A 25,689-nucleotide genomic window follows, 5' to 3' on the forward strand; every position below is an offset into this window, starting at 1 on the left:
ACAATGACGCTGCCGCGCCGCAAACAATGAAATGCGGTTCCGTTGACTAAAGCGCTCTCCGCCGCGAGTTATGTTCCGCGTGCTCCGGTGCTGCTTCATCCGATTTGAATGGAGATAGAGATGGTCCGTCGTATCCTGCCGCTCGTCGCGGGCTTGCTGTGGGCGGGTTCGGCCTTCGCTGCCGATTACTCGATCCTCAACGTGTCCTATGATCCGACGCGTGAGCTCTATGCCGATTTCAACAAGGCGTTTGCCGCCGCCTATCAGAAGGAGACCGGCAAGACCGTCGAGATCAAGCAGTCGCATGGCGGCTCCGGCTCGCAGGCGCGCGCCGTGATCGACGGCCTGCAGGCCGACGTGGTCACGCTCGCGCTCGCTTACGACATCGACGCGGTCGCGGCCAAAGGCCTGATCGCGCCGGATTGGCAGAAGCGGCTGCCGCAGAACGCCGCGCCCTATACCTCGACCATCGTCTTCCTGGTGCGCAAGGGCAATCCCAAGCGCATCAAGGATTGGGACGATTTGATCAAGCCGGGCGTTGCCGTCATCACGCCGAACCCGAAGACCTCGGGCGGCGCGCGCTGGAATTATCTCGCAGCCTGGGGCTACGCACAGAAGAAGTTCGGCTCCGCCGACAAGGCCAAGAAGTTCGTCGCCGATCTCTATCAGAACGTGCCGGTGCTCGACACCGGCGCACGCGGCTCGACCGTCACCTTCGTGGAGCGCGGCGTCGGCGACGTGCTGCTGGCCTGGGAGAACGAGGCGTTCCTGGCCCAGCGCGAATTCGGCAAGGACAAGTTCGAGATCGTCTCGCCGCCGCTGTCGATCCTTGCCGAACCGCCGGTCGCGGTCGTCGATGCGGTCGCGGACAAGAAGGGCACCAAGGCGGTCGCCGAGGCCTATCTGAAGTATTGGTATACCAGGGAAGGTCAGGAAATCGCCGCGCGCAATTCTTACCGTCCGCACGATCCGGAGATCGCCAAGGAGTACGAGAAATCCTTCGCCAGGGTTGAACTTTTCACCATCGACGACGTTTTCGGTGGTTGGACCAAGGCGCAGAAGGAGCACTTCGCCGAGGGCGGCATTTTCGATCAGATATACAAGAATTGATCTGGAGCATGATCCGGAAAGCAGGTTTGCCGCTTGGCGGTTGGAAGCAGGGGGATAGGTGAGCACAGCGGTTGCACGGCGCAGCACTTTGCCGGGATTCGGTCTCACCATGGGACTGACCCTGACATGGCTTTCCGTTATCGTCCTGATTCCGCTCGCCGGCCTCTTTCTCAAGACGCTTGACCTGAGCCTTGACCAGTTCTGGGGCATCGTCACCAGCCGCCGCACCCTGAGCGCGCTCAGGATTTCGTTCGGCCTGTCCTTTGCCGCGGCCTGCGTCAATCTGGTGATGGGCACGATCATCGTCTGGGCGCTGGTGCGCTACCGCTTTCCGGGAAGGCGGCTGTTCGACGCGATCGTCGACATCCCCTTCGCGCTGCCGACAGCGGTTGCCGGCGTCGCGCTCACCCAGCTTTTTGCGCAGAAGGGCTGGCTGGGGGCGCCGCTTGCCGAGCTGGGCATCAAGGTCGCGTTCACGCCGATCGGCATTTTCGTCGCCATGGTCTTCATCGGCATTCCCTTCGTGGTGCGGACGGTGCAGCCGGTGCTGATCGATCTCGATCCCGAGATCGAGGAGGCCGCGGCAAGCCTCGGCGCCAACCGCTGGCACACGGTGTTCCGCGTGATCCTGCCGAGCCTGATCCCGGCGCTGCTCACCGGCTTTGCGCTCGCCTTCGCACGCGCCGTCGGTGAATACGGCTCGGTGATCTTCATTGCCGGCAATCTGCCGAATGTCTCCGAGATCGCGCCGCTGTTGATCGTGATCCGGCTCTCCGAATTCCGCTATGCGGATGCCACCGCGATCGCGGTGGTCATGCTGCTGGCCTCCTTCGTCATCATCTTCGCGGTCAATCGCCTGCAGCGCTGGGCGCAGACCCGCATTCCAACCCATTGAGGGCCGGATCGATGTCGCTGCAATCGAATCTGGCTTCCTCCACCACGCAGTTGCGGGCCTATGCCCCGACGGCCGACCTCAATGTCGCCTCGCCGCCGTCGCAGCGGGAGAAGGTGCGCCCGCACACGGCGGCCTCGAAGCGGGATCTGCGCACCGAGCCCCGGCCGATCCGCTTCCTGATCGTCGCGCTGGCGGTGATCTTTCTGACCGTGTTCGTGGTGCTGCCACTGGTCGTGGTGTTCGCGTCGGCGTTTTCGCGCGGCGTCACGGCCTATTTCGCCGCGCTCGCCGAGCCGGAGGCGCTCTCGGCCATCCAGTTGACGCTTCTGATCGCGGCGATCTCCGTCAGCCTCAACCTGATCTTCGGCGTGATCGCGGCCTGGGCGATCTCGAAATTCGACTTCGCGGGCAAGACTTTCCTGATCACGCTGATCGACCTGCCGTTCTCGGTCAGTCCCGTGATTTCGGGCCTGGTGTTCGTGCTCCTGTTCGGCGCGCAGGGCTTCTTCGGGACCTGGCTGCAGGCGCACAACATCCACATCCTGTTTGCGGTGCCCGGCATTGCGCTCGCCACCATTTTCGTGACCTTCCCCTTCGTTGCACGCTCGCTGATCCCGCTGATGCAGGAGCAGGGCACGCAGGAGGAGGAAGCGGCGATCTCGTTGGGCGCGTCAGGATTGCAGACCTTTTTCCGCGTCACTTTGCCCAACATCAAATGGGGCCTGCTCTACGGCGTGCTTCTGTGCAATGCGCGCGCGATGGGCGAGTTCGGCGCGGTGTCGGTGGTCTCGGGCCATATCCGCGGCGAGACCAACACCATGCCGCTCCTGGTCGAAATCCTCTATAATGAATACCAGTTCGTGGCGTCATTCGCGATCGCGTCGCTGCTTGCGATGCTGGCGTTGATCACGCTGATCGTGAAGACGATCCTCGAACGGCGTCTGGACGAAGGGCAGATAGTCAGTGACGATTGAAGTCAAAAACATCGTAAAGAAGTTCGGCGATTTCACAGCGCTCGACAATGTCAGCCTGAAGGTCGGCGACGGCGAGCTGTTGGCGCTGCTCGGGCCGTCCGGCTCCGGCAAGACCACGCTGCTGCGGATCATTGCCGGCCTCGACTGGCCTGAGGCGGGCGAAGTCACGATCGACGGCGAGGATGCGCTTGGCCGCGGCGCCAGCGAGCGTCATGTCGGCTTCGTGTTTCAGCACTACGCGCTGTTTCGCCACATGACGGTGTTCGAGAACGTCGCCTTCGGCCTGCGCGTGCAGCCGCGCACGATCCGCAAGGACGAGAAGGCAATCCGCGCCCGCGTCAAGGAGCTGCTCGATCTCGTGCAGCTCGATTGGCTGTCCGACCGCTATCCCAGCCAGCTATCCGGCGGCCAGCGCCAGCGCATCGCGCTCGCCCGTGCGCTTGCGATCGAGCCGCGCATCCTGCTGCTCGACGAGCCCTTCGGCGCGCTGGATGCCAAGGTGCGCAAGGAGCTCAGGCAATGGCTGCGCTCGCTGCATCAGGAGATCCACGTCACCTCGATCTTCGTTACCCACGACCAGGAAGAGGCACTCGAGGTCGCCAACCGTGTGGTGGTGATGGACAAGGGCCGCATCGAGCAGATCGGCACCCCCGGCGAGGTTTATGACAATCCGGCGACGGCCTTCGTCCACGGCTTCATCGGCGAATCCATCGTGCTACCGGTCGATGTCAGCGACGGCGCGGTGCGGCTCGGCGGCAAGCCGCTCAACATCGCCGCCAACGGCGCGGCGCCCGGCGCCTCCAAACTGTTCGTGCGCCGCCATGACATGCAGATCGCCCCGGCGGGAGGAGGCTCGCTGGAAGGGGCGGTGCGTCGCGTCCGCTCATTCGGGCCGATCCAGCGTGCCGAGGTCGCGCTTGCGGACAGCGAAGGCAAGACCGTGATCGAGATCGATGCGCCGCGCGATCGGGAACTGCAGGCCGGCGAAATCATCTCGCTGGAGCCCCGTCGCTACCGCATTTTCGCGGAGTAGGATCGGCCGCCTTACCGTTGTCGTCCCGGCCTTGAGCCGGGACCCATAACAACAGGTGCTTGTTGTTGCAGCAGACTTTGGCAACAGCTCTACTCCTTCCAAACGGCGGTGGTTATGGGTCTCGGATCGGCGTTCGCTGGCGCTCGCTTGTCCGGGACGACGGGGAGCAAGAAACGGCAAAAAATCGTCCCCTGTTCACCATTCAGCCACGGTTGGTATGCAACAACGGCAGACCAACCTTGGGGGAATCCTTTCAGTGAAACGGACGACCGTCGCCCTTCTTGGGCTTCTGGTGCTGGGCGGCTGCGCGACAGACACTCCACTTCCGGAACAGCCAGCCATGTATGTCAACATGGCCGCACCCGGCGCCGTCCTGGACACCCAGGCCGCCGCGACCATGATCTCGCAGTATCGCCGGAACAACGGCCTCGGCGCCGTGGTGGTGGACCCTGCGCTCACGAAGCTCGCCGAGCAGCAGTCGCAGGCCATGGCGGCCCGCAACAAGATGGATCACGACGTGAAGGCCCCGCTCGGCAAACGCCTGGAAGGCTCCGGCTATCCGGCGACGGTGGCGGTCGAGAATGTGTCCGCCGGCTATCACACGCTGGCGGAAGCGTTTTCCGGCTGGCGCGATTCGCCGCCACACCGGGCCAATATGCTGAAGGGCGGTGTCACAAAATTGGGCATCGCGGCGAGCTATGCGCCGAACACCAAGTACAAGGTGTTCTGGACGCTCATCCTGGCGTCAACCTAACTCTGCGTGATCGCCAGTCTCGATCAGACCGATTGACGCGGCCCTGAACTGCGGCCACGGTGCGCGACATTATGCTCCACTGATTGACGGTCACGATGGATACTTCCGATCCCGCGCCCGCCACGACGCCCGCGAAGGCGCAGCGCGTATTGGTCCTGCAGGGCGGCGGCGCGCTTGGCTCCTATCAGGCCGGCGCGTTTCAGGCGCTCTGTCACGCCGGCTTCGAGCCCGAATGGATTGCCGGCATCTCGATCGGCGCCATCAATGCCGCGATCATCGCCGGCAACGAGCCGGTCAAGCGCGTACCGCGCTTAAAGGAATTCTGGGAGATGGCATCGTCTCCGGTATCCTGGAATCCGGTAACGCCCGGCGACCGCGCCCGCACATTGTTCAATGAGACCAGCGCCGCCATCATCGCGACGTTCGGCGTCCCCGGCTTCTTCAGCCCGCGGATTCCGCCGGCGCCGTTCTGGCCCATGGGCAGCTCTGAGTCGCAAAGCTATTACGACACCGCGCCGCTGAAGAAGACGCTGGAGCGGCTGGTCGATTTCGACCGCATCAACGACCTCAAGACCCGGCTTTCGGTCGGCGCGGTCGGCGTCACTTCGGGCAATTTCAAATATTTCGACAATTACGCGTTCAAGAAGCTCGGCAAGAAGATCGGTCCCGAGCACATCATGGCCTCCGGCGCGCTGCCGCCGGGCTTTCCGTCCGTGCTCATCGAGGGCGAGCATTACTGGGACGGCGGCATCGCCTGCAACACCCCGCTCGACTTCGTGCTGGACGAGGAGACAAGCCGCGATCTCCTGATCTTCCAGGTCGACCTGTTCAGTGCTCGCGGGCCGTTGCCGGTATCCTTGCTGGAAGCCGCCGAGCGCGAAAAGGACATCCGCTATTCCAGCCGCACCCGGATGAACACCGACAAGAACAGGCAGATCCACAATGCGCGCATGGCGGTGCGTGACCTCATCGGCAAGCTGCCGGATTACCTGAAGAACGATCCCTCCGTTGAATTGCTGCGGCAGGCCTCGAAGGAGAACACCGTCACGGTGGTGCATCTGATCTACCGGAGCAAGAACTACGAGACGTCGTCGAAGGATTACGACTTCTCCCACGTCGCCATGGTCGAGCACTGGGACGCGGGGGTCCGCGATGTGCATTTGTCGATGCGTCACAAAGAATGGCTAGAACGGCCGCAGTCCGGGCAAACCATGGTGACTTACGATCTCACGGGGGACGTCGATCCGTTCCCCGCAGGCAAGAAGGAGTGAAGCAGATATGGCAACGTTGACAGGCAAGACCGCCGTCGTAACCGGCTCTACCAGCGGCATCGGATTGGCGATTGCGCGCAAATTCGCCAGCGCCGGGGCCAATGTCGTCATCAACGGCATGGGCGTGCCCGCCGATATCGAGCGTGAGCGCTCCGGCATCGAGACCGACTTCAAGGTCAAGGCCGCCTATTCGCCGGCCGACATGACCAAGCCCGCCGAGATCGCCGAAATGATCGCGCTCGGCGAAAAGACCTTCGGCTCGGTCGACATCCTCGTCAACAATGCCGGCATCCAGTTCGTGTCCCCGATCGAGGAATTTCCGATCGAGAAGTGGGATGCGATCATCGCGATCAACCTGTCGTCGGCGTTTCACGGCATCCGTGCCGCGGTGCCGGGGATGAAGAAGCGCGGCTGGGGCCGCATCATCAACACCGCGTCCGCGCATTCGCTGGTTGCTTCGCCCTTCAAGTCCGCCTACGTCTCGGCCAAGCATGGCATTGCCGGCCTCACCAAGACGGTGGCGCTCGAGCTTGCGACCTTCAAGATCACCTGCAACTGCATCAGCCCCGGCTATGTCTGGACACCGCTGGTCGAGCACCAGATTCCGGAGACCATGAAGGCGCGCAACATGACCAAAGAACAGGTCATCAGGGACGTGCTGCTCGAGGCACAGCCGACCAAGGAATTCGTCACCTCGGACCAGGTCGCCTCGCTCGCCCTGTTCCTGTGCAGCGACGACGCCGCGCAGATCACCGGCTCCAATTACTCCATCGACGGCGGCTGGACCGCGGAGTAGGGCGTCACGCATCGCTAAACGTACTCGTCATGCCCCGCGAAGGCGGGGCATCCAGTACGCCGAGACCTTCCGGCTAATTTCTGACAGCAGTGGTTACTGGATCACCCGCCTTCGCGGGTGATGACGGCGGAGGCGGGTGATGACGGCGGAGTATGTAGCTGCTTCCCGAACGCCAGCACGTGCAGTCCGAGCCGCCGGCGGACGATCCAGAACAACAGCACGCTCTCGAAGCTCAGCGCGATCGACATCGCTATGGCGGCGCCATGGCCGCCGAAGCGCGGCACCAGCGCGACGCACAACACCAGGTTCGTGATGAAGGCGAGCGCGTAGGCCAGCGCGCAGATCTTCTGGTGTCCGAGCATGTTGAGGAGCCGCTCGACTGGGCCGATCGCGGCGCGCACCACGAGGCCGATGGCTGCCAGGAACATGATGTCGTAGCCGACCACGAATTGCGGCCCGAACAGCCACAGTAGGGGCTTGCCGAAAGCGAGCAGCAGGACGGTCGCGGCCAGCGAAGGCCAGAACGTCCACTGGATCGCATGCGCGACATAGGCCGACAGCCGCGCCTTGTCGCCGATCGCGTTGTATTCGGCAAAGCGATGCGCCGTTGTTGCCGACATCGCGTAGTGGATGAAGGACACCAGCGCCAGCGTCTTCACCACGGCGAAATAGACGCCGACCTCGTCGGAGGAGCGGAACTGCTGCAGCACCAGCACATCGGTATAGGAGAGCAGGAGATAAAAGCTTTCGACCAGCAGGATCGGCAGCGAGACCGCAAGCCAGCCGGTGACATCGTAGGCCTTCTCGCCCGGCTCGACATGGGCCGCGAGCCTGCGATTGAGCACCAGCATCTGACCGATCATGGCGATCCACACCGCCGCGGCGCTGGCAAGCATGGCGGCGGTGGCGCCGAGATGGAAGCCAAGCACGACCGCGCCGGCGGTGAAGCCGATGATCAGCGCCTGGCGCACGATGAATTGCGGCATCAGTCCGAGCCGCATCCAGTCATGCGAACGAGCGATGCCGTCCTGGGTATTGGCGACCACGAAGGCCGGCAGCGTCAGGCAGCCGATATAGAGCGGCACGACCGTGTCTATGCCAATCCATGGCGACAGCAGCTTTACGAGGCCTGCGAGCAGCAGCGAGACCACGCTCGACACCGCAAGAGTCAGCCAGCGGCTGCCAGAGAGAAAACCGCGCAGCAGCGCGTGCTCGCCTGCCGTGCGATATTCCGGAATGAGCTTCTGCGCGGAGGCCGAAATGCCGAAATCCATCATGCTGCCGAGCAGCAGCACCCAGGTCCAGACATAGACATAGACGCCATAATCCGAGCTGCCCATCCAGCGCGCGAGCAGGATCTGCGAGAGATAGGCGACGACGGCGCTGATGACGCGGATGACGAAGATCGTGCCCGCCAGCCGCCGCGTGACGGACGCCTCGCCCGAGCCGCCAACGAGGCCGCGCAGCCGCGCAATCCTGCCCATGGGCGAAGCGGTTGCGGATTGGGTGTCCATCACGGCCAAGGCGAAGTTCCGGAAAGCGGGGCGAGGGCCGTGGAGTATCAACGAAACGTTAAGAATGGGTTGGGTGTAAACCCCACCACCCGCGTCGTCCCGGCGAACGCCGGGACCCATACCGCGTGATCTATCGATAAGGCGCGGTGGTAATCACCTTCCGCAAAACCAAATCCTGTGGTTATGGGTCCCGGGTCAAGCCCGGGACGACACAGTCACTCCAGATTGGTGTTGAATTCGTAGGCGCGGTCGCCACCGACCAGGGTGAATTTCAGCGCGGCGCCGTCCGGATTGGCGCCGGGTGGCAGGCCGTCGAGCTCGAAGGAGAACCGCTTCACCCCGGGCGGGGAGTTCGGCTCGAGCTTCGGCACCGGCAGGGCCCAGTCCGGCGTCGGTCCCTCGACGAACAGGCTGACGTCCTTGCCTTCGGGCGCGGCGACGTCGACTAGGACGGTCGACTTGCCGCTGCGCTTGACGTCGCGGATCGTGACCGGATTGGGATCGCCGATATTGGCCGGCTTCGGCACCGTGTCGAGCGCGGATGACAGCGCGCCGTCCTCGGTGGAGGCGACGCTCGCAAAGGCGAGCTCGACGCTGGTCTCGACGGGAATGCAGAGCTTCTCGCACACCGCATAATTGATGTTGGCGCGCAGCATCAGCGGCTTGTCGGCATTCTTGGCGACGATCCGAAGCGGCAGCACCACCTGCTGCTTGTAGCCGAGCGAGGTGCCGCCGGCGCCGTCGTCAAATTTCATCGGCGCCGGCCACAACACCGTCACCGCGTCGACATTTTCGGACTTCGAGAAATCGAAGCGCGGCGGTACGCCGGAATCGCCGGGGGTACGCCAATAGGTTTTCCAACCCGGCTCAAGCTGGATGGCTATTCCGCCAAGCAAAACCGCACCGCTGCGCGAGCCTGCGAGCAGCCGCACCGCCGAATGGGCGTCCCGCTGCCAGGGCGAGGAATCCTCGGCGCGCAGCTCCGTCGCAGGCCAGACGACGGAAAGAGTGGCTAGCAGGCCGAGCGCAACCCGCATGGGAACTATGGCGATCATGGAACGTCTTTACCGGCTGGTTCGTTCGTAAACCATTGAATTGCGTGTGATGGATGGCGCGAATGCGGCGCTCTGCTTGATTGACAGAAGCCTCACCCAATATCAGGATGTCAAATCAGCATGGAGGCCTTTCAGATGACTCCTGAAGGCAAAGCACCAAAGTCCGCCCGCGGCAAGGTTGCCGGTGTCGGCGACAATTCGTCGGGCAGCGGTTATCTCGACGGCCAGATCCTGATCGCCATGCCGGTTATGAGCGATCCCCGTTTCGAGCGCTCTGTCATTTACATGTGTGCGCATTCCGCCGAGGGGGCGATGGGCATCATCGTCAACCGTCCGGCCGGAAGCATCGATTTCCCCGGGCTCTTGGTGCAGCTCGACATCATCCAGAAGGCCGACCAGATCAAGCTGCCGGAAAATGCCGAGACCATGAAGGTGATGAAGGGCGGCCCGGTCGATACCGGCCGCGGCTTCGTGCTGCATTCCAGCGATTTCTTCATCCAGGATGCGACGCTCAATATCGACGACGATATCTGCCTGACCGCGACCGTCGATATCCTGAAGGCGATCGCCAAGGGCTCCGGCCCCAAGCATGCGATCCTGGCCTTGGGCTATGCCGGCTGGGCTCCGGGGCAATTGGAAAACGAGATCCAGCACAATGGCTGGCTGCATTGCGACGCCGATCCGGATCTGATCTTCGGCGACGATGTCGAGGACAAATACTCGCGCGCCCTGCGCAAGATCGGCATCGACGTCGGCATGCTCTCGAACGAAGCCGGGCACGCGTAAATCTCCCGCGCTCTCCACGTCGTCCCCGCGAAAAGCGGGGACCCGTAACCACACGGCTTTGTGGCTATACTCGATCGTCGCCAGAGTCCTCACAACAGCGCAGATCGGTGGTTATCGGTCCCGGCTCAAGGCCGGGACGACAGGACTACTCCGCAGCCTGCTGCGCGACGGTCGGCTCGGTGCCGGCCACGGTGGCGCGGCGCATGTCGCGCGGCTGCGACTGGTCGTAGCGGCGGACGCGGTGCATGGTCTGGCGATTGTCCCACATCACGAGGTCGTGGACCTTCCACTTGTGGACGTAGACGAATTCCGCCTGGGTCGCGTGTTCGGTGAGGTCGCGCAGCAGCAGACGGCCCTCCGGCATGCTCATGCCGCGCACCGCGCCGGCATGCGATGAAAGATAGAGCGACTTGCGGCGATGCGCCGGATGGGTGCGCACCAGGCGCTGCAGCACCGGCTTGAACATCTCCTTCTCCTCGTCGCTATAGTCGAGGAAGCCGAGCGAGCCGCGCGAATACATCAGCGAGTGCTCGCAGATCCGGTCCTCGATCTCCGCCTTGGTCTCCTCGTCAAGCGCGTCGTAGGCCGCGCGCATGTCGGCGAATTCGGTGTTGCCGCCCTTCGGGTTCACCACCCGCGCCGACAATAGCGAGAATTTCGCCGGGATCGGCCGGAACGAACTGTCGGAATGCCACAGGCAGTTGCCGAGATTGAACAGATGGGTGCGGTGATCCTTGGGCAGCGGCTTGCCGTCCTTGCCGAGATTGGAGACATCGTTCAGCCCGGAGGAGAGGCGATAATCCTCCTTCTTGGTCACGGTGCCGCCGCGCGCGTTCTCGCGCTCGCCGAAGTTCAGCGCAAAGGCGAGTTGCTGCTCGTCCGAGATGTCCTGGTCGTGGAAGATGAGCACGGCGTATTTGTCCATCGCCGCCTCGACCTCGATCGCTTCCTGCCTGGTCAGCGGCCTTCGCAGATCGAGGCCTGTGACCTCACCGACAAAATGCGGGTGAAGCTGCCGGATTGCGATAGCCATGGCGTTCTCTCCTCGTGTCCAGGCGGGTTTTTCCGCTTCGTTTGGGGAAAGGCTATCCTGTGACGGTGCCGTGTCAACGCGGCGCCGGCGCATGGCCCCTTGCGCGAGGCGGCGTGAAGACGCTGCACGCATCACGCATTCCGCGCCATCAGCCCGCCATCCACCGGGATCACCGCACCGGTCAGGAAAGACGCTGCCGGCAGGCACAGGCTCAAGGTCATGTGCGCGACCTCCTCCGGCTCGCCATAGCGGCCGAGCGCGGTGCGGCGCTTGGCATAGATCGTCTTGTGCTCTTCCGGAATCCGGTCGGTAATGCCGGTGCGGATCGGGCCCGGGCAGATGCAGTTCACGGTGATGCCCTCGCGTCCCAGTTCCACGGCAAGCGAGCGTGTCAGCCCGGTGACGCCAGCCTTCGCCGCGGAATACGGACTGTGCAATGCGGTAGCGCCGAGCGCTTCGGTGGAAGCGATGTTGACGATGCGCGGGCATGTCGATTTTCGCAAATGCGGCAAAGCGGCGCGGATGATGCGCTGGTGCGCAGTCAGCATCACCGCGATCGCCTTGGCCCAGGCCTCGTCATAGCCGTCGTCGTCGATCGCAACCCGCACGGAGATACCGGCATTGTTGACGAGGATGTCGAGCCCGCCGAAATGCGCGGCGACGTCGTTGACCACAGAAGAGATTGCGTTGCGATCGGCGACGTCGAGCACCCACGCCTTGGCCTTTCCGCCGTTGCTGCTGATCTCCTGCGCAACCGCCTCGGTGCCTTCGGCGGTGATGTCGGTGACGGCGACATTTGCGCCCTCAGTGGCGAATACCAGCGCGGTGGCGCGGCCCATGCCGCTGGCGGCGCCGGTGACGAGAACGGTCAAGCCTTGCACCGAGCGGCTGAGCTGTTTGAAGTCGGACATCGCGTGACTCGTGGAATGGAGGGAATAGGTTGCAGGATTGACAAGGCTGGCATCGATCCGCAGACAGGTCAAACAAGCAAGAAGCAAGGGAGGAACGCGCGATGAACGAACTGGATTTCAGCGGCAGGCAGGTTCTCGTGGTGGGCGGCTCCAGCGGCATCGGCAACGGGATCGCACAGGTATTTCGCGCCAAGGGCGCGCGCGTGCATGTCTGCGGCACGCGCGGCCAGGCGAGTGACTATTCAGCCGAAGAAGGTTCGCATCTGGAAGGGTTGGAATACTCGCAACTCGACGTCGGCGACGCTCGCGCGATCGAGCAATTCAAACCGACCTTCGACCGGCTCGATGTGCTGGTGCTGGCGCAGGGCGCGGTGATCTATCGCCGCGGTGAGTTCGAGATGGAAGGCTTTCGCAAGGTCGTCGAGGTCAACCTCATGAGCTTGATGGCATGCGCGACCAAATTCCAGGCGATGCTGAGCGCGAGCAGGGGCTCGCTCATCATCGTCAGTTCGACGGCCGCCTATCATTCGACGATGGGCAATCCCGCCTACAACGCCTCGAAGACCGGCGCGGTCGGATTGACGCGGACGCTTGCCGAGGCCTGGGCCGAGGATGGCATCCGCGTCAATGGCATCGCGCCGGGCCTGGTCGACACCAAGATGACCAAGGTGACGACGGCAAATCCGAAGCGGCTCGAAGGTGCGTTGGAGCGTATCCCGCTGAAGCGCCTCGGCACGCCAGAGGACATGGCGGGTGCCGCACTGTTCCTGGCCTCGCCGCTCGCCGCCTACATCATCGGCCAGACCATCGTCGTCGACGGCGGACTGATCCTCTGACCACAGGAACCGCCGCCCGGCTCGCCAGTTACCTTCTCCGACCAAGGAGAGGAGTGAGGCGATGGACACGGATCGGATCGCTGGTGCCACCAAGGATTTCGCCGGCAAGGCGGAAGGCGCCGTTGGTGAAATGACCGGTGACAGCACGACGGAAGCATCAGGTCGCGCGCGCGAAGCGGCCGGCACGGTGCAGAATCTCTACGGCCAGGCCAAGGATGCCGCGCGTGAAGCCGCGGACACCGCGGTCAACTATGCCAAGGATGCTTACGAGAATCGCGGCGAGAGCATCCGCAGCGGCCAGCAGGCGCTGACCAAGACCGTGCAGGAGAATCCGCTCGGCGCCTTGCTGGTTGCCGGCGGCATCGGTTTGGCGCTCGGGCTGTTGCTGACGCGCCCGCCGCGCCGTCCACCACCGCGCTGGCGCTACTAGGGCAATCGCCCATCAGCGGCGTAGGGTGGGCAAAGCGAAGCGTGCCCACCATTAAACATTCCGCTCGCGATGGTGGGCACGCTTCGCTTTGCCCACCCTCATATGGGGCTTTGTGAGTCAAGGCTCTTGAACCGGTGCGGGTTGGGTTTTTGCAGTGAGAGGGCGGCGCGCGGAGCCATGCGTAGCGCAGCGCGACGACCGGGCCCCGGGCGAGGATTGGCTTCCGAAGATTTCTGCAGCTCACTGCATCACCTCATATCCGGTCGGATCGGCTGATCCGTACCCACATTCCGCATGCTTGCGGCGAGGAAGCCAAGAGGATGAGACCCATCTACAAAGCGGCCTGGTTGGGCCCCTGGGTGGCACGGTCATCATCCATCCTGTACGGGGCGCGCGGCGCGGAGCCGCCTCGCCCTGGTGGCGTGGTCCGGTGCTAGGCCTTCATCACGGCCTGCTCCGGAACAAGGCCGGTGGTGAGATAGCGCCACAGCGCCACGATCAGCTTGCGCGCCAGCGCGACGATGGCGATGCGCTTGGCGCGCTTGCCGGCGTTTTCGGTGCGGGTGCGGAACCAGCGGCTGAGCGCGCTGTCCGGCTGATGGCGCAGCCAGAGCCAGGCCAGTTCGATCGTCTTGTGGCGGGCGCGCCGGTTGCCGGCCTTGCTGATCCCCTGCTCGCGATCGATGCTGCCGCTTTGCCAGGGACTGGGCGCCAATCCGCAATAGCTGGCGACCTCGCGCCGGTTGCGGAAGTCCTTGTAGAACACCTCGTTCACCAGCGTCGCGGCAAACGCCGGGCCGAGCGCCTTGAGCTGCTGCAACTGATCCCGTCGCTTCGCCATCGGCGCCGGCGCCGCGGCGGCTTCCGCCGCGACTTCTGCCGCGACTTCTGTAGCGACTTGGGCCTGCTCCAGCGCCTTGAGCTGGTCGCGCACCAGCATCAGCCGGGCATGCTCGCGCTTCACTTCGGCCAGAAGCTGCGGCGGCAGCGGCTGCCCTTGCCAGTCCCGCTGCTGCTCCAGCCAGGCGAGCCAGGTCCGTCGTCGCAAGGTGCCGGCCGCCATGCCCAACAGGCGCAGCAGCGCCTTGATCCGGTTGGTGTGCCCCGTCTGCTCCTTCACCAGTCGTTCGCGTTCGCGGCTGGCGCGCCGGGCGTCCTCCTCGGCCACGCTCGGCACCCGGACGATCCGCACCACCCGCGGCTCGCCTCGCAAATGAGCCATCAAGGTGCGCAGCAGAAGCTCGCCATCGATCCGGTCTGTCTTCGCCCGCCGCGCCCGTTGCTCCACCGCGATGCTCGCCGGGTCGAAGATGAAGTTGGTGATCCCAGCCGCCGCGAGCAGCCGGTGCAGCCAGAAGCCGTCATAGCCAGCCTCGTAGCAGCTCACCACCCGCGGCGCCGCTCCAAGCTTCGCAGTCGCCCGGGCCTTGACCTGCTCGATCAGCGCCAGCAGCCCGGCGTGATCGCCGCCTTCCAGCTTGTGGCGCGATATCCGGTCCCGATCCGGACTGTGCAGCGTCACCAGCCACGTCTTCTGACTCAGTTCGATCGCAACGAAAATCGTGCCACAATGCCCGGCGGTGGGCGTGTTCTTGGTCAATGCTTGCATCAGACTCTCCGATGGTTCGAGTGTGGAAACCCAAACCTACCGGAAAGGGCGCGCTCACCGCCCCATGGAATCTACCGCTCTGCTGTCTTCACCATCGCAGGAAATTGCCGAAGGGCGCTTCGGCCGAGCGTCCGACATTCGCCGGCGGACGCGGCACGATTGGCGTCGGCGGACGCGGCGGCGCCGCCTGCTGACGTGGCCCGGGGGCAGGCGGCTGGCCAAAGCCGAAGAAATCGCCAGAGGTCGAGGCGGGCGGATTGGTCTGCGCCGGCCGGAACAGGCGCTTCTGCGGTGCCGGCTTCGGCGGCGCGGGAGCTGCGGCCGTCGGCGCCGGCGCTGCGCCAGCTCCTGTGCCTGTTCCCTCGGGAGTGGTGGCGGCAACCGGCGTTTCACCCTTGGCCTGCTCGCGACCGATTTCGCGGCGCGGCCAGGCGAAATCGTCGGCGCGGCCCGCGGGCGGTGCGAGCGGTTCGCCCTTCACCAGGGTGCGTGCCGCGAGCGGATCGACCGCGGCTGGACGCGAGCCGGGGCCGCCGAGCAGTTGATCGGTGCCGACGGAGGAGGCGACCAGCGGCACGATTGGTCCGGCCAATGGCCGCGCTGGCTGGCCTGGCGGCGCACTGGCGTCAGGTGTCGCCGGCTCGGTCGGCAGCGCGATCGGCGTGGACCGCGCGAGCAGCCGCGTCACCTCGCGCTCCACATAATGCGCCAGCTTGCGCGCGCCGGGCTTGGTGAAGAAGACGCCGTCCGAGGTGCGGAGCTGGCGGATCTGGCCTTCGAAATCCGGGCCCTTCTGCATGAAGCGACCGGCCTCGTCGACGAAGCCGTCCCAGACATCGACATAGGTGATGCCGGCCTTGGCCGCGCTTTCCCGGTATAGCGAATCCAGGAACAGCATGTCGGACGTGCCCTTCTGGCCGCGGATCGCCGGCAGGCCGACCCACAACACGGGCACGCCCTTGCTCTTCAGCACGCCGATCAATTCATCGATCTTCTTGTTGTAGAGCTCGACCCAGCGTTCGTCGCGGAATTCATAGACGCCGTTCGCGGAACGCGCACTCCGCTCGGGCGTCGCGGCCTGCGGCGCATCGGCGGCATCGTCTGGCGACAACTCGGTATCGACCGGCTTGTCGTCCGGCTTGGCGGCGCCATCCGAAGGCTTGGTGTCCGAAGGCTTGGTGTCCGAAGGTTTGGCGTCCTTGGCGCGAGCGTTCTTATCGTCTTTCTTCTCGGTTTTCTTGTCGTCCTTCTTGTCGACGACGGGCTCGCGGATCGAGACGCGGTCGTTGAGGCCGAGCATCACCACAATGGCATCCGCCTTCTCGGTGGCGATGATGCTCCGCGCGGCGGCGGCCCAATCGGAGGGCTCGCCCTTGGGCTGGTATTTGATCAGACCGGAGACCGTCTTGTGCTTGCGGATCACGCCCATGTCGGGCTGTTCGGAATAGGTGTCCTCGAGGCCGTAGGCGAGCCAGTCCGCCATGGCATCGCCAAGCACCAGCACGTTGCGCTCCGGCACCGTGTCGCGCTTTGCCGGCGGCGGCGCCCGCGAAAAGTCCTGACGCGGCGCCTGTTGCTGCTGTTGTTGCGGCGGCGCCTGCTGGTAGGGGGCGAAGAAATCCGAGCCGAACCAACCGCCGCCGCCCCGCGGCGCCGGCCGCTGCTGTTGCGGCGGACCGCCGAAGCCCGGAAAGCCGAAGAACTGCGCCGAGGCGGGACCGGCGATCCCGACCAGGAGCGCGATCGCAACCGCGAGCGCGACCAGGGGGCCGGTCTCGGTGAATACCCGCAGGAAGGACTTTGGCTTCGGCATCAAAGCTCGGTCGAAATGGATTTTGAAGACAACGCCATACTAGCGGAATCGGGCCGCAAGCGGGCATATTTTCCAGCATGGATCGGCCATCCGCCGCAGTCGTCAAGGCGGCGGCGAAATAGCGGTATTTAGGTCGTTTTTGGAGCCTTATCGCCCTCTCAGCCGTTCCAGCATGTCGGAGGTGGCAAATCCGTCGGCCGGCGTGCCGATCGAGGCCTGGAAACTGCGCAGCGCTTCCCTCGTCTGGCCGCCGATCTGGCCGTCCGGCGTGCCGCGATAGAAGCCGCGCTGGGCGAGGAGCTGCTGCAGTTCCAGCCGCTCGGCGCGCGACAGCACCCGTTCCTGGCGTGGCCAGGTCTGCACGAAGGGCGGCCCGCCGCGCAACCGGTCGGCGAAATGGCCGATCGCCAGCGCATAGGCCTCCGCCGGGTTGTACTTCATGATCACCCGGAAATTCTGCAGCATCAAGAAGCCCGGACCTTCGGCGCCGGCGGGCGCGAGCAGATAGGCCTTGTCGGCCGGGTGCGGGAACGGCTGGTTGTTGGCGCGGCGGAGCCCCTGTTGCTGCCATTGCGTGAGTGTCATCGCCTTGGCGCGGTCGGCCAGCATGTAGTTGAAGTCCTTGGGAACGACGACCTCGTAGCCCCAGCTCTGGCCGGTCTGCCAGCCGTCTTTCCTAAGGTTGTTGGCGGTCGAGGCGATCAGGTCGGCCGGGTCGTCGACGACGTCGCGCCTGCCATCGCCGTCACCATCGACTGCATAGCGCTTGAAGGCGGTGGGCATGAACTGCGTCGGCCCGAAGGCGCCGGCCCAGGAGCCGCGGAGCTGCTCGGGGCGGAGATCGCCGCGATTGAGGATCTCCAGCGCCGAGAGGAATTCGTCCTTGAAGTAGGCCTGGCGGCGGCCGATGCAGGCAAGCGTGGCGGTCGACTGCACCACGCTGCGGTCGCCCATCTGGGTCGAATAATTGGATTCGATGCCCCAGATCGCCGCGACCGCGTAGCGGTCGACGCCATAGGCTTCTTCCGCAGCGTCGAATTGCGTCTTGTATTTGGCGAGGATCTCGCGGCCCTTGGCCAGACGATTGTCGTTCACGAGGATGTCGAGATAGTCCCAGATCGCCTTGGTGAATTCGGGCTGCGAGTCCAGCAGATCCATGATGCGCAGGTCGGGCGTGAGCCCCGCCGTGAAGCGCTCGAAATTCTCGCGTGTGACGTTGCGTCGCGCCGCATCGGGCCACATCGAGGCGACACAATTGTCGAAATTGGCCGCCGCCTGCCGGATCGCGGCCGCCGTCATCAGCGGATGGCCGGAAGCGCCGTCCTCGCCGCTCCATGGCGGGGCCGAGCCGTCGCCGGTGGCGGCTGCCGGCGGGGGTGAGGAGTTCGATCCCGGGAACAGGTTGCCGAACAGATCCGCGAGCCCGCCCTGCGACTGGGCCAACGCCTGAGTGGAAACAAGCAGAACCGCCGCGATTATCATCGCGCTGGTTCGGCTCCTGGTCGCTGTTCCCGTCCGCCGCATGGCTCGATCTGCCCGTTCCAACGATTGGTTCAGAAGGCCTTGTGACGGTTTCCAACAGCTTAACAAAGGCGAGATTTTGTTTTGATCTGTCACAACGACAAAAGCGACGCGGCATCACACATCCGCCTTTGTTCCCGGCTGCAAACCAGATAGCAAGGTGGGATGCCCGTCTCACACATTTCAAGGCGCCCGACATTCCCATGAAAATCCGTAAAGCCGTCTTCCCCGTCGCCGGTCTCGGTACCCGCGTGCTGCCCGCCACCAAGGCAATGCCGAAGGAAATGCTGACCATCGTCGACAAGCCGCTCATTCAATACGTGTATGACGAGGCGAAGGAGGCCGGGATCGAGCATTTCGTCTTCGTCACCGGACGCAACAAGGCCGTCATCGAGGACCATTTCGACCGGATGTTCGAGCTCGACACCACGCTTGTCGCGCGCGGCAAGAAGGCGGAGATGGACGTTCTGGCGCAGAACCAGCCCGAAGCGGGCGCCGTCAGCTTCACCCGCCAGCAGGCGCCGCACGGGCTCGGCCACGCGGTGTGGTGCGCGCGCGACATTATCGGCAATGAGCCGTTTGCCGTGGTGTTGCCGGACGAACTGGTGCTGAACACGCCGGGCTGCCTCGCGCAGATGATCGAAGCCGCGGGCAAGCTCGGCGAGAAGTCAAACCTGATCGCGGTCGAGGCCGTGCCCGACCATCTCACTCACCAATACGGCATCTGCGGCGTCGGGCCGCGCCACGCCCATCCCACGATGTTCGAGATCAACGGCATGGTCGAGAAGCCGCCGAAGGGCACGGCGCCGTCCAACCTCTCGATCACCGGCCGCTATATTTTGCAGCCCGAAATTTTCGAGATTCTCGAAACGCAGGAGCGCGGCGCCGGCGGCGAGATCCAGCTCACCGACGCCATGATCGGGCTGGCGAAGACGCAGAAATTCTACGGCGTGGAGTTCGAAGGCGAGCGGCACGATTGCGGCTCCAAAGCCGGCTTCCTGCGCGCCAACATCGCCTACGGCCTGCGACGCCCCGAGCTGCGCGACGGCCTGCTCGCGGAGATGAGGAAGTATTTGGAGAAGTGACGGCGAGGAGTTCACTCGCGCTGTCATCATCCGCGAAAGCGGATGAACCAGTATTCGGCGACGCTAGCGATTGATCTCTGAAAGTCGGGCGTACTGGATGCCCCGCCTTTCGCAGGGCATGACGGCTGTGGCGTCTCACGCCACCAGCGACAGCGCCTGCAGGCTTGCGACCACGCTCTGGTTGCGGCCATTGGCCTTGGCGGCATAGAGCGCCCTGTCCGCGGCTTCCACCAGATCGGCCCAGTTCTGGCCGGCCAAAGGCGTGAGACTCGCGATCCCAATGCTGACGGTGGTGATGGTCTCGCCGTCAGACCATTGCTCGACCTTGCGGCGGATCATCTCGGCCACGGTGAACGCTTCCACGGCGGAGTGGCCGGGCAGCAGCACCGCGAATTCCTCGCCGCCCAGGCGTGCCGCGCAATCGCCGGCCCGCCGGACCGAATCCGAGATGCAGATCGCGATGCCGACCAGCACCTGGTCGCCGGCCTGGTGACCATAGGTGTCGTTGAACGCCTTGAAATGGTCGGCGTCGATGATCAGCAGCGCGAGCGGTGTCTCATGGCGGCCGGCGCGTCGCCATTCCGTGTCGATCTCGGCATCGAACTTGCGCCGGTTTCGCAAGCCGGTGAGGGAGTCGGTGGTCGCGAGTTCCTCGAGCTTCTCCTCGGCCTCGGCGCGGCGTCCGATCTCGCGCGCCAGGAACGCCGTGGTGCCGAGCACGAACAGGACCAGTGCCGCCATGATGGCGCCGATCCGGATCGCTTCCTTGCGCCAGAGACTGAAGACTCCGTCCAACGGCTTCCCGACCACGGTGAACAGCGGGCCGTTTCCGCTGCGGCGAACGTAGAGCCGCGGCGTCGGGTCGATCGGGCCGGCACCGGAATAGGAGCCGTTCTCCTTCAGATTGTTCGGCGTCCAGTTGCGACGCTCCGCCAGATTGGTGCCGATGACATCGAGATCGAACGGCGTGCGCATGATGATCGTGCGGTCGCGACGCAGAACGGTGATGGTGTCGCCGGGGTCAAGCGTCAGCCGGCCGAACAGTTCGTGGAAATAGCTGAAGCGGATCGAGCCTGCGACGACGCCCAGAAAGCTCCCGTCCTCGCCGCTGATGCGCCGGCTCAGCACGATCGCATAGGCGCTGCGGTGGAGCATCGGCTTCGAGATGTAGAGGCCGGTGTAGGGCTGGTCGCGATGTATGGAGAAATATTCTTCGTCGCTGCGGTTCTCCGGCAGGGGATCGAGCGTCGACGCATCGACCACCAACTGCCCCGTGCTGTCGAACGCCTGGATTGCGCCAAAGTGCTTTGCGGTGGCGGCGTGGTCGAACAGGATCAGGTGCCGGACCTCCTTGCTGACTTGCTTGATCTCCGGCATCACCATGGCGCCGGCGACCGCGCGCAGCGACAGGTCGAACAATTCGATGTTGCGGCTGATATCGGCGTCGATGCCGGCGGCGAGGTTTTCCAGCGTCTGCCGCGCCAGCTCTTCCTCGCCGCGGCGCATGTCGAGCATGACGCTGGTGCAGACGGTGGAAAAGCCGATCACGGTCGCGACCGAGGAAGCGATCAGGAGCTTCGTCGATAGCCGCCAGCGTCGCCTTGCTTGTTGTCGCCGTTCGTGTGGCATGTTTGGTCCCGGGCCACCCTTCATGCACCGGAAACATTGTTGCTGCCTTAAACGGCGACAGCGAACCGCGAATGGGTTAACGGTTGGTTGGTTCGACTGACGATTTTCGGCAATGGTGTGAGTTTTTGAGGACCTGACGTGAACGATTACGGCCCGTTGCGGGATTACCTGAAGAAGCAGACGCTGCCCGAACTGGTTCTCAGCTTCGAGGAGATCGAGGCTATCATCGACGCGCCGCTGCCGCGCGCGGCGCAGCGCGCCTCCTGGTGGGACAGCCTCCGCAGCCCGCAGGAAAGGATGCCGCAGCGCGAAGCCTGTCTCGAGGCCGGTTATGTCGCCACGCGCCAGGCTGACGGCAACGGCGTGAAGTTCAAGCGGCTGCCGCGCGATACCCGTCGTCCCCGCGAAAGTGGGGACTCATAACCGACGACGGCGGCGCTACGAGGTGCGGGAGTGAGGCGTCAACCATCTCTACCTCGTCGTCCCGGCCTTGAGCCGGGACCCATAACCACAGGGCATTATTGTTACACTGAGCCGTCGTTCCGGAGTGCTCAACAACTCCATCCTGTGGTTATGGGTCCCGGGTCAAGCCCGGGACGACGGCGGAAGATCAGCTCGCGGCTTCGAGCCGTTCCTCGGTGAGCAGTCGCATCGCGGCCTCGGCGTCCATCGGCTCGCCGAAGGCGAAGCCTTGCGCGTATTCGCAGCCGAGCTGGTAGAGCTCGACCGCATCCGAATCCGTTTCCGCGCCTTCCGCCACCACGTCCATGCCGAGATCATGGGCGAGCGCGATGATCGATTTCAGGATCACGGGCCGCGTGCCGCGGCTCGTGGTGCGGACGAAGGACTGGTCGATCTTGATGGTGTCGAACGGGAAACGCTGCAGGTAGGACAGCGAGGAGTGGCCGGTGCCGAAATCGTCCAGTGACAGGCCGGTGCCGAGCTCGCGGATGCGTGCCAGCATCTGCGCGGCGTGCTCCGGATTCTCCATGACAAGCGATTCCGTCAATTCCAGCTTCAGCGTGCCGCGCGCGACCGAGGAGCGCGACAGCACGGTCCTGATGTCGTGGATCAGATCGTGGCGCAGCAATTGCCGCGAGGAGACGTTGACGGAGGCAAAGATCGGCTCGCGCGCGCGCATCGCGCGTTGCCAGATCGAAAGCTGGCGCGCCGTCTGGTCCATCACGAACGTGCCGAGATCGACGATCAGGCCGATCTCCTCCGCGATGGAGATGAATTCGGACGGCGACATCCGCCCAAGTTTTGGATGGTCCCAGCGCGCCAGGGCCTCGAAGCCGGCGATCGAGCGGTCTTCGAGCCGCACGATCGGCTGGTAGAGGATCGTGATCTCCTGCCGCTCGATGGCGCGGCGCAGCTCGCTCTCCAGCGTCAGCCGGTCGGTCTTGCGCGCGCGCATCGCCGGCTTGTAGACGTCGATGCGGTCGCCGCCGATGCGCTTGGAATGATACATCGCAAGCTCGGCGTCCTTGATGATCTCGTCGGTGAGCTGCGTCTGCGGGTCGGAGAGCGCGAGCCCGATCGAGGCGGTCAGGAAGATCTCGCGGTCGTTGAAGGCGATCGGCGCGCGGATGGTCTTGCGGATGGTCTCGGCAAAGGCGGTGATCCGCGCCGGATCCTGCTCCGACAACAGGATCAGGCCGAACTGGTCGCCGGCCAGTCGCGCCAGCGTATCCTGGGGTTTGAGGATGCGGGTCAGGCGGCGCGCCAGCGTCAGCAGGATGGAATCGCCGACCGCCATGCCGACGGAGTCGTTGACCTGCTTGAAGCGGTCGAGGTCGATCACCATCAAGGTCGGCCGCAGCGTCGGCACCGTCTTTGCGAGATTGGCGACCGCGTTGAGCCGGTCCATGAACAATTTGCGGTTCGGCAGGCCGGTCAGATTGTCATGGACCGAGTCATGCAGCATCCGCTCTTCGGAATTCTTGATGTCGGTGACATCGGTGAGCGTGCCGACCACGCGCGAGACCTCGCCGTCGGAGCCCACGACAGGTCGCGCCTTCAGCGCAAACCACATGAAATGGCCGTCCGGCGTGCGCAGCCGGAAATCCTGCACCAGGCGGCCGCGGCGCTGGTCGAGCACGCTGTCGAGCGCGGCGCGGAAACGGTCCTGGTCGAGCGGATGCAGCACCTCCAGCCATTTCGCCGCCGGCCCTTCCAGGGTGCCGCGCTTCAGGCCGAGCAGGGCCTCGGTCTCGGGGCTGGTGAACACCTTGTCGGCGGAGACGTCCCAGTCCCAGATCAGGTCGCCCGAGCCGGTCAGCGCCAAGGCCCGCCGCTCGACGTCGGAGACGACGCCCGTGGTGGCGCCGCCGCCGGCAAAGGCATGCTGCATCACCGTGAAGCCGATCAGCATCACGATCAGCACGAGGCCGCCGAGCAGGGCAGGGCCGACAATGTCGTTGGTAACGCTGCCCGCCACCGTCATGCCCGCCGCGACCACCCAGACCACCAGCAGGAACCAGGTCGGGATCAACAGCACCGCACGGTCGAAGCCGTGGGTCGAGAGATAGACGATCAGTGCGAAGCCCGCGAAGGCGATCATGACAAGCGACATGCGCGCGATGCCGGAAGCCACCGCCGGATCGAACAGCGCGAGCGCCACCAGCGATCCCAGGAACAGCAGCCAGCCGATGGTGATGTGGGAATAGCGCACATGCCAGCGGCTCAGATTGAGATAGGCGAACAGGAACACGAGCAGCGTCGCTGCGAGGATCGCCTCGCCCGCCGCGCGCCAGACGCGCTCGGCGTTGTTCGACATGTCCAGCACCTTGGCCCAGAAGCCGAAATCGACGCCGATATAGACCAGCACCGCCCAGGCGAGCGCGGCGGCTGCCGGAAACATGATGCTGCCCTTGACCACGAACAGGATCGTCAGCACCAGCGCAAGCAGGCCGGAAATACCGATCACGATGCCCTGGTAGAGCGTGAACGAGTTGACCTTGTCCTTGTAGGATTCCGGCTCCCAGAGATAGAGCTGCGGCAGCTTGTCGGTGCGCAATTCCGCGACATAGGTGACGACCGCGCCCGGATCGAGCGTGATGCGGAAGACATCCGCAGTCGGGCTTTCCTGCCGCTCCGGGCGGTCGCCGACCGACGGCGTGATGGTGGCGATGCGCGACAGGCCGAGATCCGGCCAGAACAGGCCTGACGACACGATGCGGTAATGCGGCGCGACGATCAGGCGGTCGAGCTGGTCGTCGGTGTTGTTGGCGAGCGCGAACACCACCCAATATTGTCCGCCCTCGCGGGCGCGCACCTCGATGCGGCGGACGATGCCGTCGGTGCCGGGTGCGGTCGAGACCTGGATGCGGTCGGTGTCGCTGCGCTGGTGATCGAGAACGGCGGTGAGATCGATCGCGGGCGCGTCGCTGCGGACGCTGACGGCGTCAACTGCGCGCGCCGGGGACGCGCCGACAACCATCATGAGGGCCAGCGCAAGCGGCGCAAGCCACCTGATCAGACGCAATGTCAGTACTCCGCGCTTTCACGATTCATGCGGGCGAACCGGCGCCCCGCCGCTCCCGGATAAATGCCACGAAAGCGAAGGAAATCAAAGGGTTTCCGGTTGAACTGGGCAGTGGAAGCGTTAGACGACCAACACAATTTTGCCAATATGCGCGCTGGTTTCCATCCGCCGGTGGGCGTCGGCAGCCTTTTCCAGCGGGAAAGTGCTGTCCATCAGCGGTTTTACGCGCCCTTCGCGGAGTAGCGGCATCACCTTGGCCTCGATCGCCGCGACCATTGCCGCCTTGTCCGCATGACTACGGGGGCGGAGCGTGGAGCCGGTATGGTGCAAGCGCTTCACCATCAACTTTGCGAAATTGGCGCTCGCTTTCGGCGCCCCGGCCAGGAAGGCGATCTGCACGATTCGCCCTTCGACGGCGGCCGCGTCGTAGTTGCGGTCGATGTAATCGCCGCCGACCATGTCGAGGATGACGTTGGCGCCGGCGCCGTCGGTTGACGCCTTCACCTCGGCAACGAAATCCTCGCTCTTGTAGTTGATCGCGCGATCGGCGCCGAGCTTGAGACAGGCCTCCGCCTTGTCCTGTGAGCCGACGGTGACGATCACCTTGGCACCGAATGCCTTGGCGAGCTGGATCGCCATGGTGCCGATGCCGGAGGAGCCGCCATGGATCAACAGCGTCTCGCCCTTCTGCAGAGCGCCGCGCTCGAACACGTTGTGCCACACCGTCATCAGCGTCTCGGGAAGCGCGCCGGCTTCCTCGATCGACAGCGACGGCGGCACCGCCATCGCCTGCGCATCCTGCGCGATGCAATATTGCGCATAGCCGCCGCCTGCGACCAGCGACATCACGGTGTCGCCGACCTTGTGCCTGGTGGCGCCGGGCCCGACCGCAACCACTTCGCCTGATATCTCGAGCCCGGGCAGGTCGCTCGCGCCGGGCGGCGGGGGGTAGGAACCGGAACGCTGCGCCACGTCAGGCCGGTTGACGCCAGCCGCCTTCACCTTGACCAGGATCTCGCCTTGCCCCGGCACCGGAACCGGGCGGTTCTCCGGCAGCAGGACTTCCGGCCCGCCGGGCTTGCTGATGCCGATGACGGTCATTTGCGCGGGCAGCTTTTCCATGGTTTTTCCTTGGCAGAATGCGAGG

General features: G+C 64.6%; 22 protein-coding genes. 12 read left to right on the plus strand and 10 right to left on the minus strand.

All coding sequences use genetic code 11. The features are described 5' to 3' along the window. Positions 1 to 108: 108 nt before the first annotated feature. The 7 genes from ACVJGD_RS33580 to ACVJGD_RS33610 all read left to right on the plus strand — a co-directional run bounded on the left by ACVJGD_RS33580 (position 109) and on the right by ACVJGD_RS33610 (position 6,833). A complete protein-coding gene (locus ACVJGD_RS33580) occupies positions 109 to 1,110 on the plus strand; it encodes a sulfate ABC transporter substrate-binding protein (protein WP_456638221.1) in 1,002 nt (333 codons plus the stop codon). A gap of 88 nt (positions 1,111 to 1,198) precedes the next feature. Continuing rightward, positions 1,199 to 2,005, plus strand: coding sequence for a sulfate ABC transporter permease subunit CysT (gene cysT, locus ACVJGD_RS33585; protein WP_456640455.1), 807 nt, complete (start codon positions 1,199 to 1,201; stop codon positions 2,003 to 2,005). An 11-nt stretch (positions 2,006 to 2,016) separates the two neighbouring features. Further along, complete coding sequence (gene cysW, locus ACVJGD_RS33590) at positions 2,017 to 2,979, plus strand: sulfate ABC transporter permease subunit CysW (RefSeq protein ID WP_456638222.1); 963 nt, start codon at positions 2,017 to 2,019, stop codon at positions 2,977 to 2,979. Then, on the plus strand, positions 2,969 to 4,012 hold the full coding sequence (locus tag ACVJGD_RS33595; protein WP_456638223.1) for a sulfate/molybdate ABC transporter ATP-binding protein: 1,044 nt from the start codon (positions 2,969 to 2,971) through the stop codon (positions 4,010 to 4,012). The genes cysW and ACVJGD_RS33595 overlap by 11 nt, the downstream gene beginning before the upstream one ends. Positions 4,013 to 4,229: 217 nt before the next feature. Further along, positions 4,230 to 4,766 carry a CAP domain-containing protein gene (locus ACVJGD_RS33600; protein WP_456638224.1) on the plus strand — a complete coding sequence of 179 codons (537 nt, stop codon included), beginning with the start codon at positions 4,230 to 4,232 and terminating at the stop codon, positions 4,764 to 4,766. Between the two features lie 95 nt (positions 4,767 to 4,861). Further along, entirely contained in the window at positions 4,862 to 6,037 is a 1,176-nt protein-coding gene (locus tag ACVJGD_RS33605; protein WP_456638225.1) for a DUF3734 domain-containing protein, read from the plus strand. A 7-nt stretch (positions 6,038 to 6,044) separates the two neighbouring features. After that, positions 6,045 to 6,833 (plus strand): 3-hydroxybutyrate dehydrogenase, encoded by a 789-nt coding sequence (locus ACVJGD_RS33610; protein WP_456638226.1) that lies wholly within the window; start codon positions 6,045 to 6,047, stop codon positions 6,831 to 6,833. A 101-nt stretch (positions 6,834 to 6,934) separates the two neighbouring features. Here the strand turns inward: ACVJGD_RS33610 and ACVJGD_RS33615 are convergent, their stop codons facing one another. Both ACVJGD_RS33615 and ACVJGD_RS33620 read right to left on the minus strand, forming a co-directional pair. Further along, entirely contained in the window at positions 6,935 to 8,356 is a 1,422-nt protein-coding gene (locus tag ACVJGD_RS33615) for a lipopolysaccharide biosynthesis protein (protein WP_456638227.1), read from the minus strand. 206 nt (positions 8,357 to 8,562) lie between these two features. Then, positions 8,563 to 9,402, minus strand: coding sequence for a protein-disulfide reductase DsbD domain-containing protein (locus ACVJGD_RS33620; RefSeq protein ID WP_456638228.1), 840 nt, complete (start codon positions 9,400 to 9,402; stop codon positions 8,563 to 8,565). Positions 9,403 to 9,537: 135 nt separating this feature from the next. On the opposite strand from ACVJGD_RS33620, the gene ACVJGD_RS33625 reads away from it, so the two are divergent. Then, positions 9,538 to 10,188 (plus strand): YqgE/AlgH family protein, encoded by a 651-nt coding sequence (locus ACVJGD_RS33625; protein ID WP_456638229.1) that lies wholly within the window; start codon positions 9,538 to 9,540, stop codon positions 10,186 to 10,188. 145 nt (positions 10,189 to 10,333) lie between these two features. On the opposite strand, the gene ACVJGD_RS33630 is transcribed toward ACVJGD_RS33625, so the two are convergent. Together ACVJGD_RS33630 and ACVJGD_RS33635 are read right to left on the minus strand one after the other, a co-directional pair. Next, a complete protein-coding gene (locus ACVJGD_RS33630) occupies positions 10,334 to 11,221 on the minus strand; it encodes a TauD/TfdA dioxygenase family protein (protein ID WP_456638230.1) in 888 nt (295 codons plus the stop codon). Positions 11,222 to 11,352: 131 nt separating this feature from the next. Then, positions 11,353 to 12,132, minus strand: coding sequence for an SDR family NAD(P)-dependent oxidoreductase (locus ACVJGD_RS33635; protein WP_456638231.1), 780 nt, complete (start codon positions 12,130 to 12,132; stop codon positions 11,353 to 11,355). Between the two features lie 101 nt (positions 12,133 to 12,233). Here ACVJGD_RS33635 and ACVJGD_RS33640 point away from each other — a divergent pair, with 101 nt between their 5' ends. Continuing rightward, a complete protein-coding gene (locus ACVJGD_RS33640) occupies positions 12,234 to 12,968 on the plus strand; it encodes an SDR family NAD(P)-dependent oxidoreductase (protein ID WP_456638232.1) in 735 nt (244 codons plus the stop codon). A gap of 61 nt (positions 12,969 to 13,029) precedes the next feature. Beyond that, positions 13,030 to 13,398: a CsbD family protein gene (locus tag ACVJGD_RS33645; RefSeq protein ID WP_456638233.1), complete on the plus strand. Its 369-nt coding sequence runs from the start codon at positions 13,030 to 13,032 to the stop codon at positions 13,396 to 13,398. 433 nt (positions 13,399 to 13,831) lie between these two features. On the opposite strand, the gene ACVJGD_RS33650 is transcribed toward ACVJGD_RS33645, so the two are convergent. The 3 genes from ACVJGD_RS33650 to ACVJGD_RS33660 all read right to left on the minus strand — a co-directional run bounded on the left by ACVJGD_RS33650 (position 13,832) and on the right by ACVJGD_RS33660 (position 18,302). Further along, entirely contained in the window at positions 13,832 to 15,007 is a 1,176-nt protein-coding gene (locus tag ACVJGD_RS33650) for an IS110 family RNA-guided transposase (RefSeq protein ID WP_456632918.1), read from the minus strand. Positions 15,008 to 15,095: 88 nt separating this feature from the next. Continuing rightward, entirely contained in the window at positions 15,096 to 16,820 is a 1,725-nt protein-coding gene (locus tag ACVJGD_RS33655; protein ID WP_456638234.1) for an SGNH/GDSL hydrolase family protein, read from the minus strand. A 147-nt stretch (positions 16,821 to 16,967) separates the two neighbouring features. After that, positions 16,968 to 18,302 carry a lytic murein transglycosylase gene (locus tag ACVJGD_RS33660; RefSeq protein WP_456638235.1) on the minus strand — a complete coding sequence of 445 codons (1,335 nt, stop codon included), beginning with the start codon at positions 18,300 to 18,302 and terminating at the stop codon, positions 16,968 to 16,970. A gap of 242 nt (positions 18,303 to 18,544) precedes the next feature. Between ACVJGD_RS33660 and ACVJGD_RS33665 the strand changes: the two genes are divergently transcribed. Next, on the plus strand, positions 18,545 to 19,426 hold the full coding sequence (locus tag ACVJGD_RS33665) for a UTP--glucose-1-phosphate uridylyltransferase (protein ID WP_456638236.1): 882 nt from the start codon (positions 18,545 to 18,547) through the stop codon (positions 19,424 to 19,426). Positions 19,427 to 19,561: 135 nt separating this feature from the next. Here the strand turns inward: ACVJGD_RS33665 and ACVJGD_RS33670 are convergent, their stop codons facing one another. Next, entirely contained in the window at positions 19,562 to 21,055 is a 1,494-nt protein-coding gene (locus ACVJGD_RS33670) for a diguanylate cyclase (protein WP_456638237.1), read from the minus strand. A 138-nt stretch (positions 21,056 to 21,193) separates the two neighbouring features. Here ACVJGD_RS33670 and ACVJGD_RS33675 point away from each other — a divergent pair, with 138 nt between their 5' ends. After that, positions 21,194 to 21,478 (plus strand): DUF7662 domain-containing protein, encoded by a 285-nt coding sequence (locus tag ACVJGD_RS33675; protein ID WP_456638238.1) that lies wholly within the window; start codon positions 21,194 to 21,196, stop codon positions 21,476 to 21,478. 187 nt (positions 21,479 to 21,665) lie between these two features. On the opposite strand, the gene ACVJGD_RS33680 is transcribed toward ACVJGD_RS33675, so the two are convergent. Together ACVJGD_RS33680 and ACVJGD_RS33685 are read right to left on the minus strand one after the other, a co-directional pair. Beyond that, positions 21,666 to 24,542, minus strand: coding sequence for an EAL domain-containing protein (locus tag ACVJGD_RS33680; RefSeq protein ID WP_456638239.1), 2,877 nt, complete (start codon positions 24,540 to 24,542; stop codon positions 21,666 to 21,668). Positions 24,543 to 24,662: 120 nt separating this feature from the next. Then, on the minus strand, positions 24,663 to 25,664 hold the full coding sequence (locus ACVJGD_RS33685; protein ID WP_456638240.1) for an NAD(P)H-quinone oxidoreductase: 1,002 nt from the start codon (positions 25,662 to 25,664) through the stop codon (positions 24,663 to 24,665). Between the last annotated feature and the right edge of the window lie 25 nt (positions 25,665 to 25,689).

The organism is Bradyrhizobium sp. USDA 10063 (assembly GCF_054063735.1).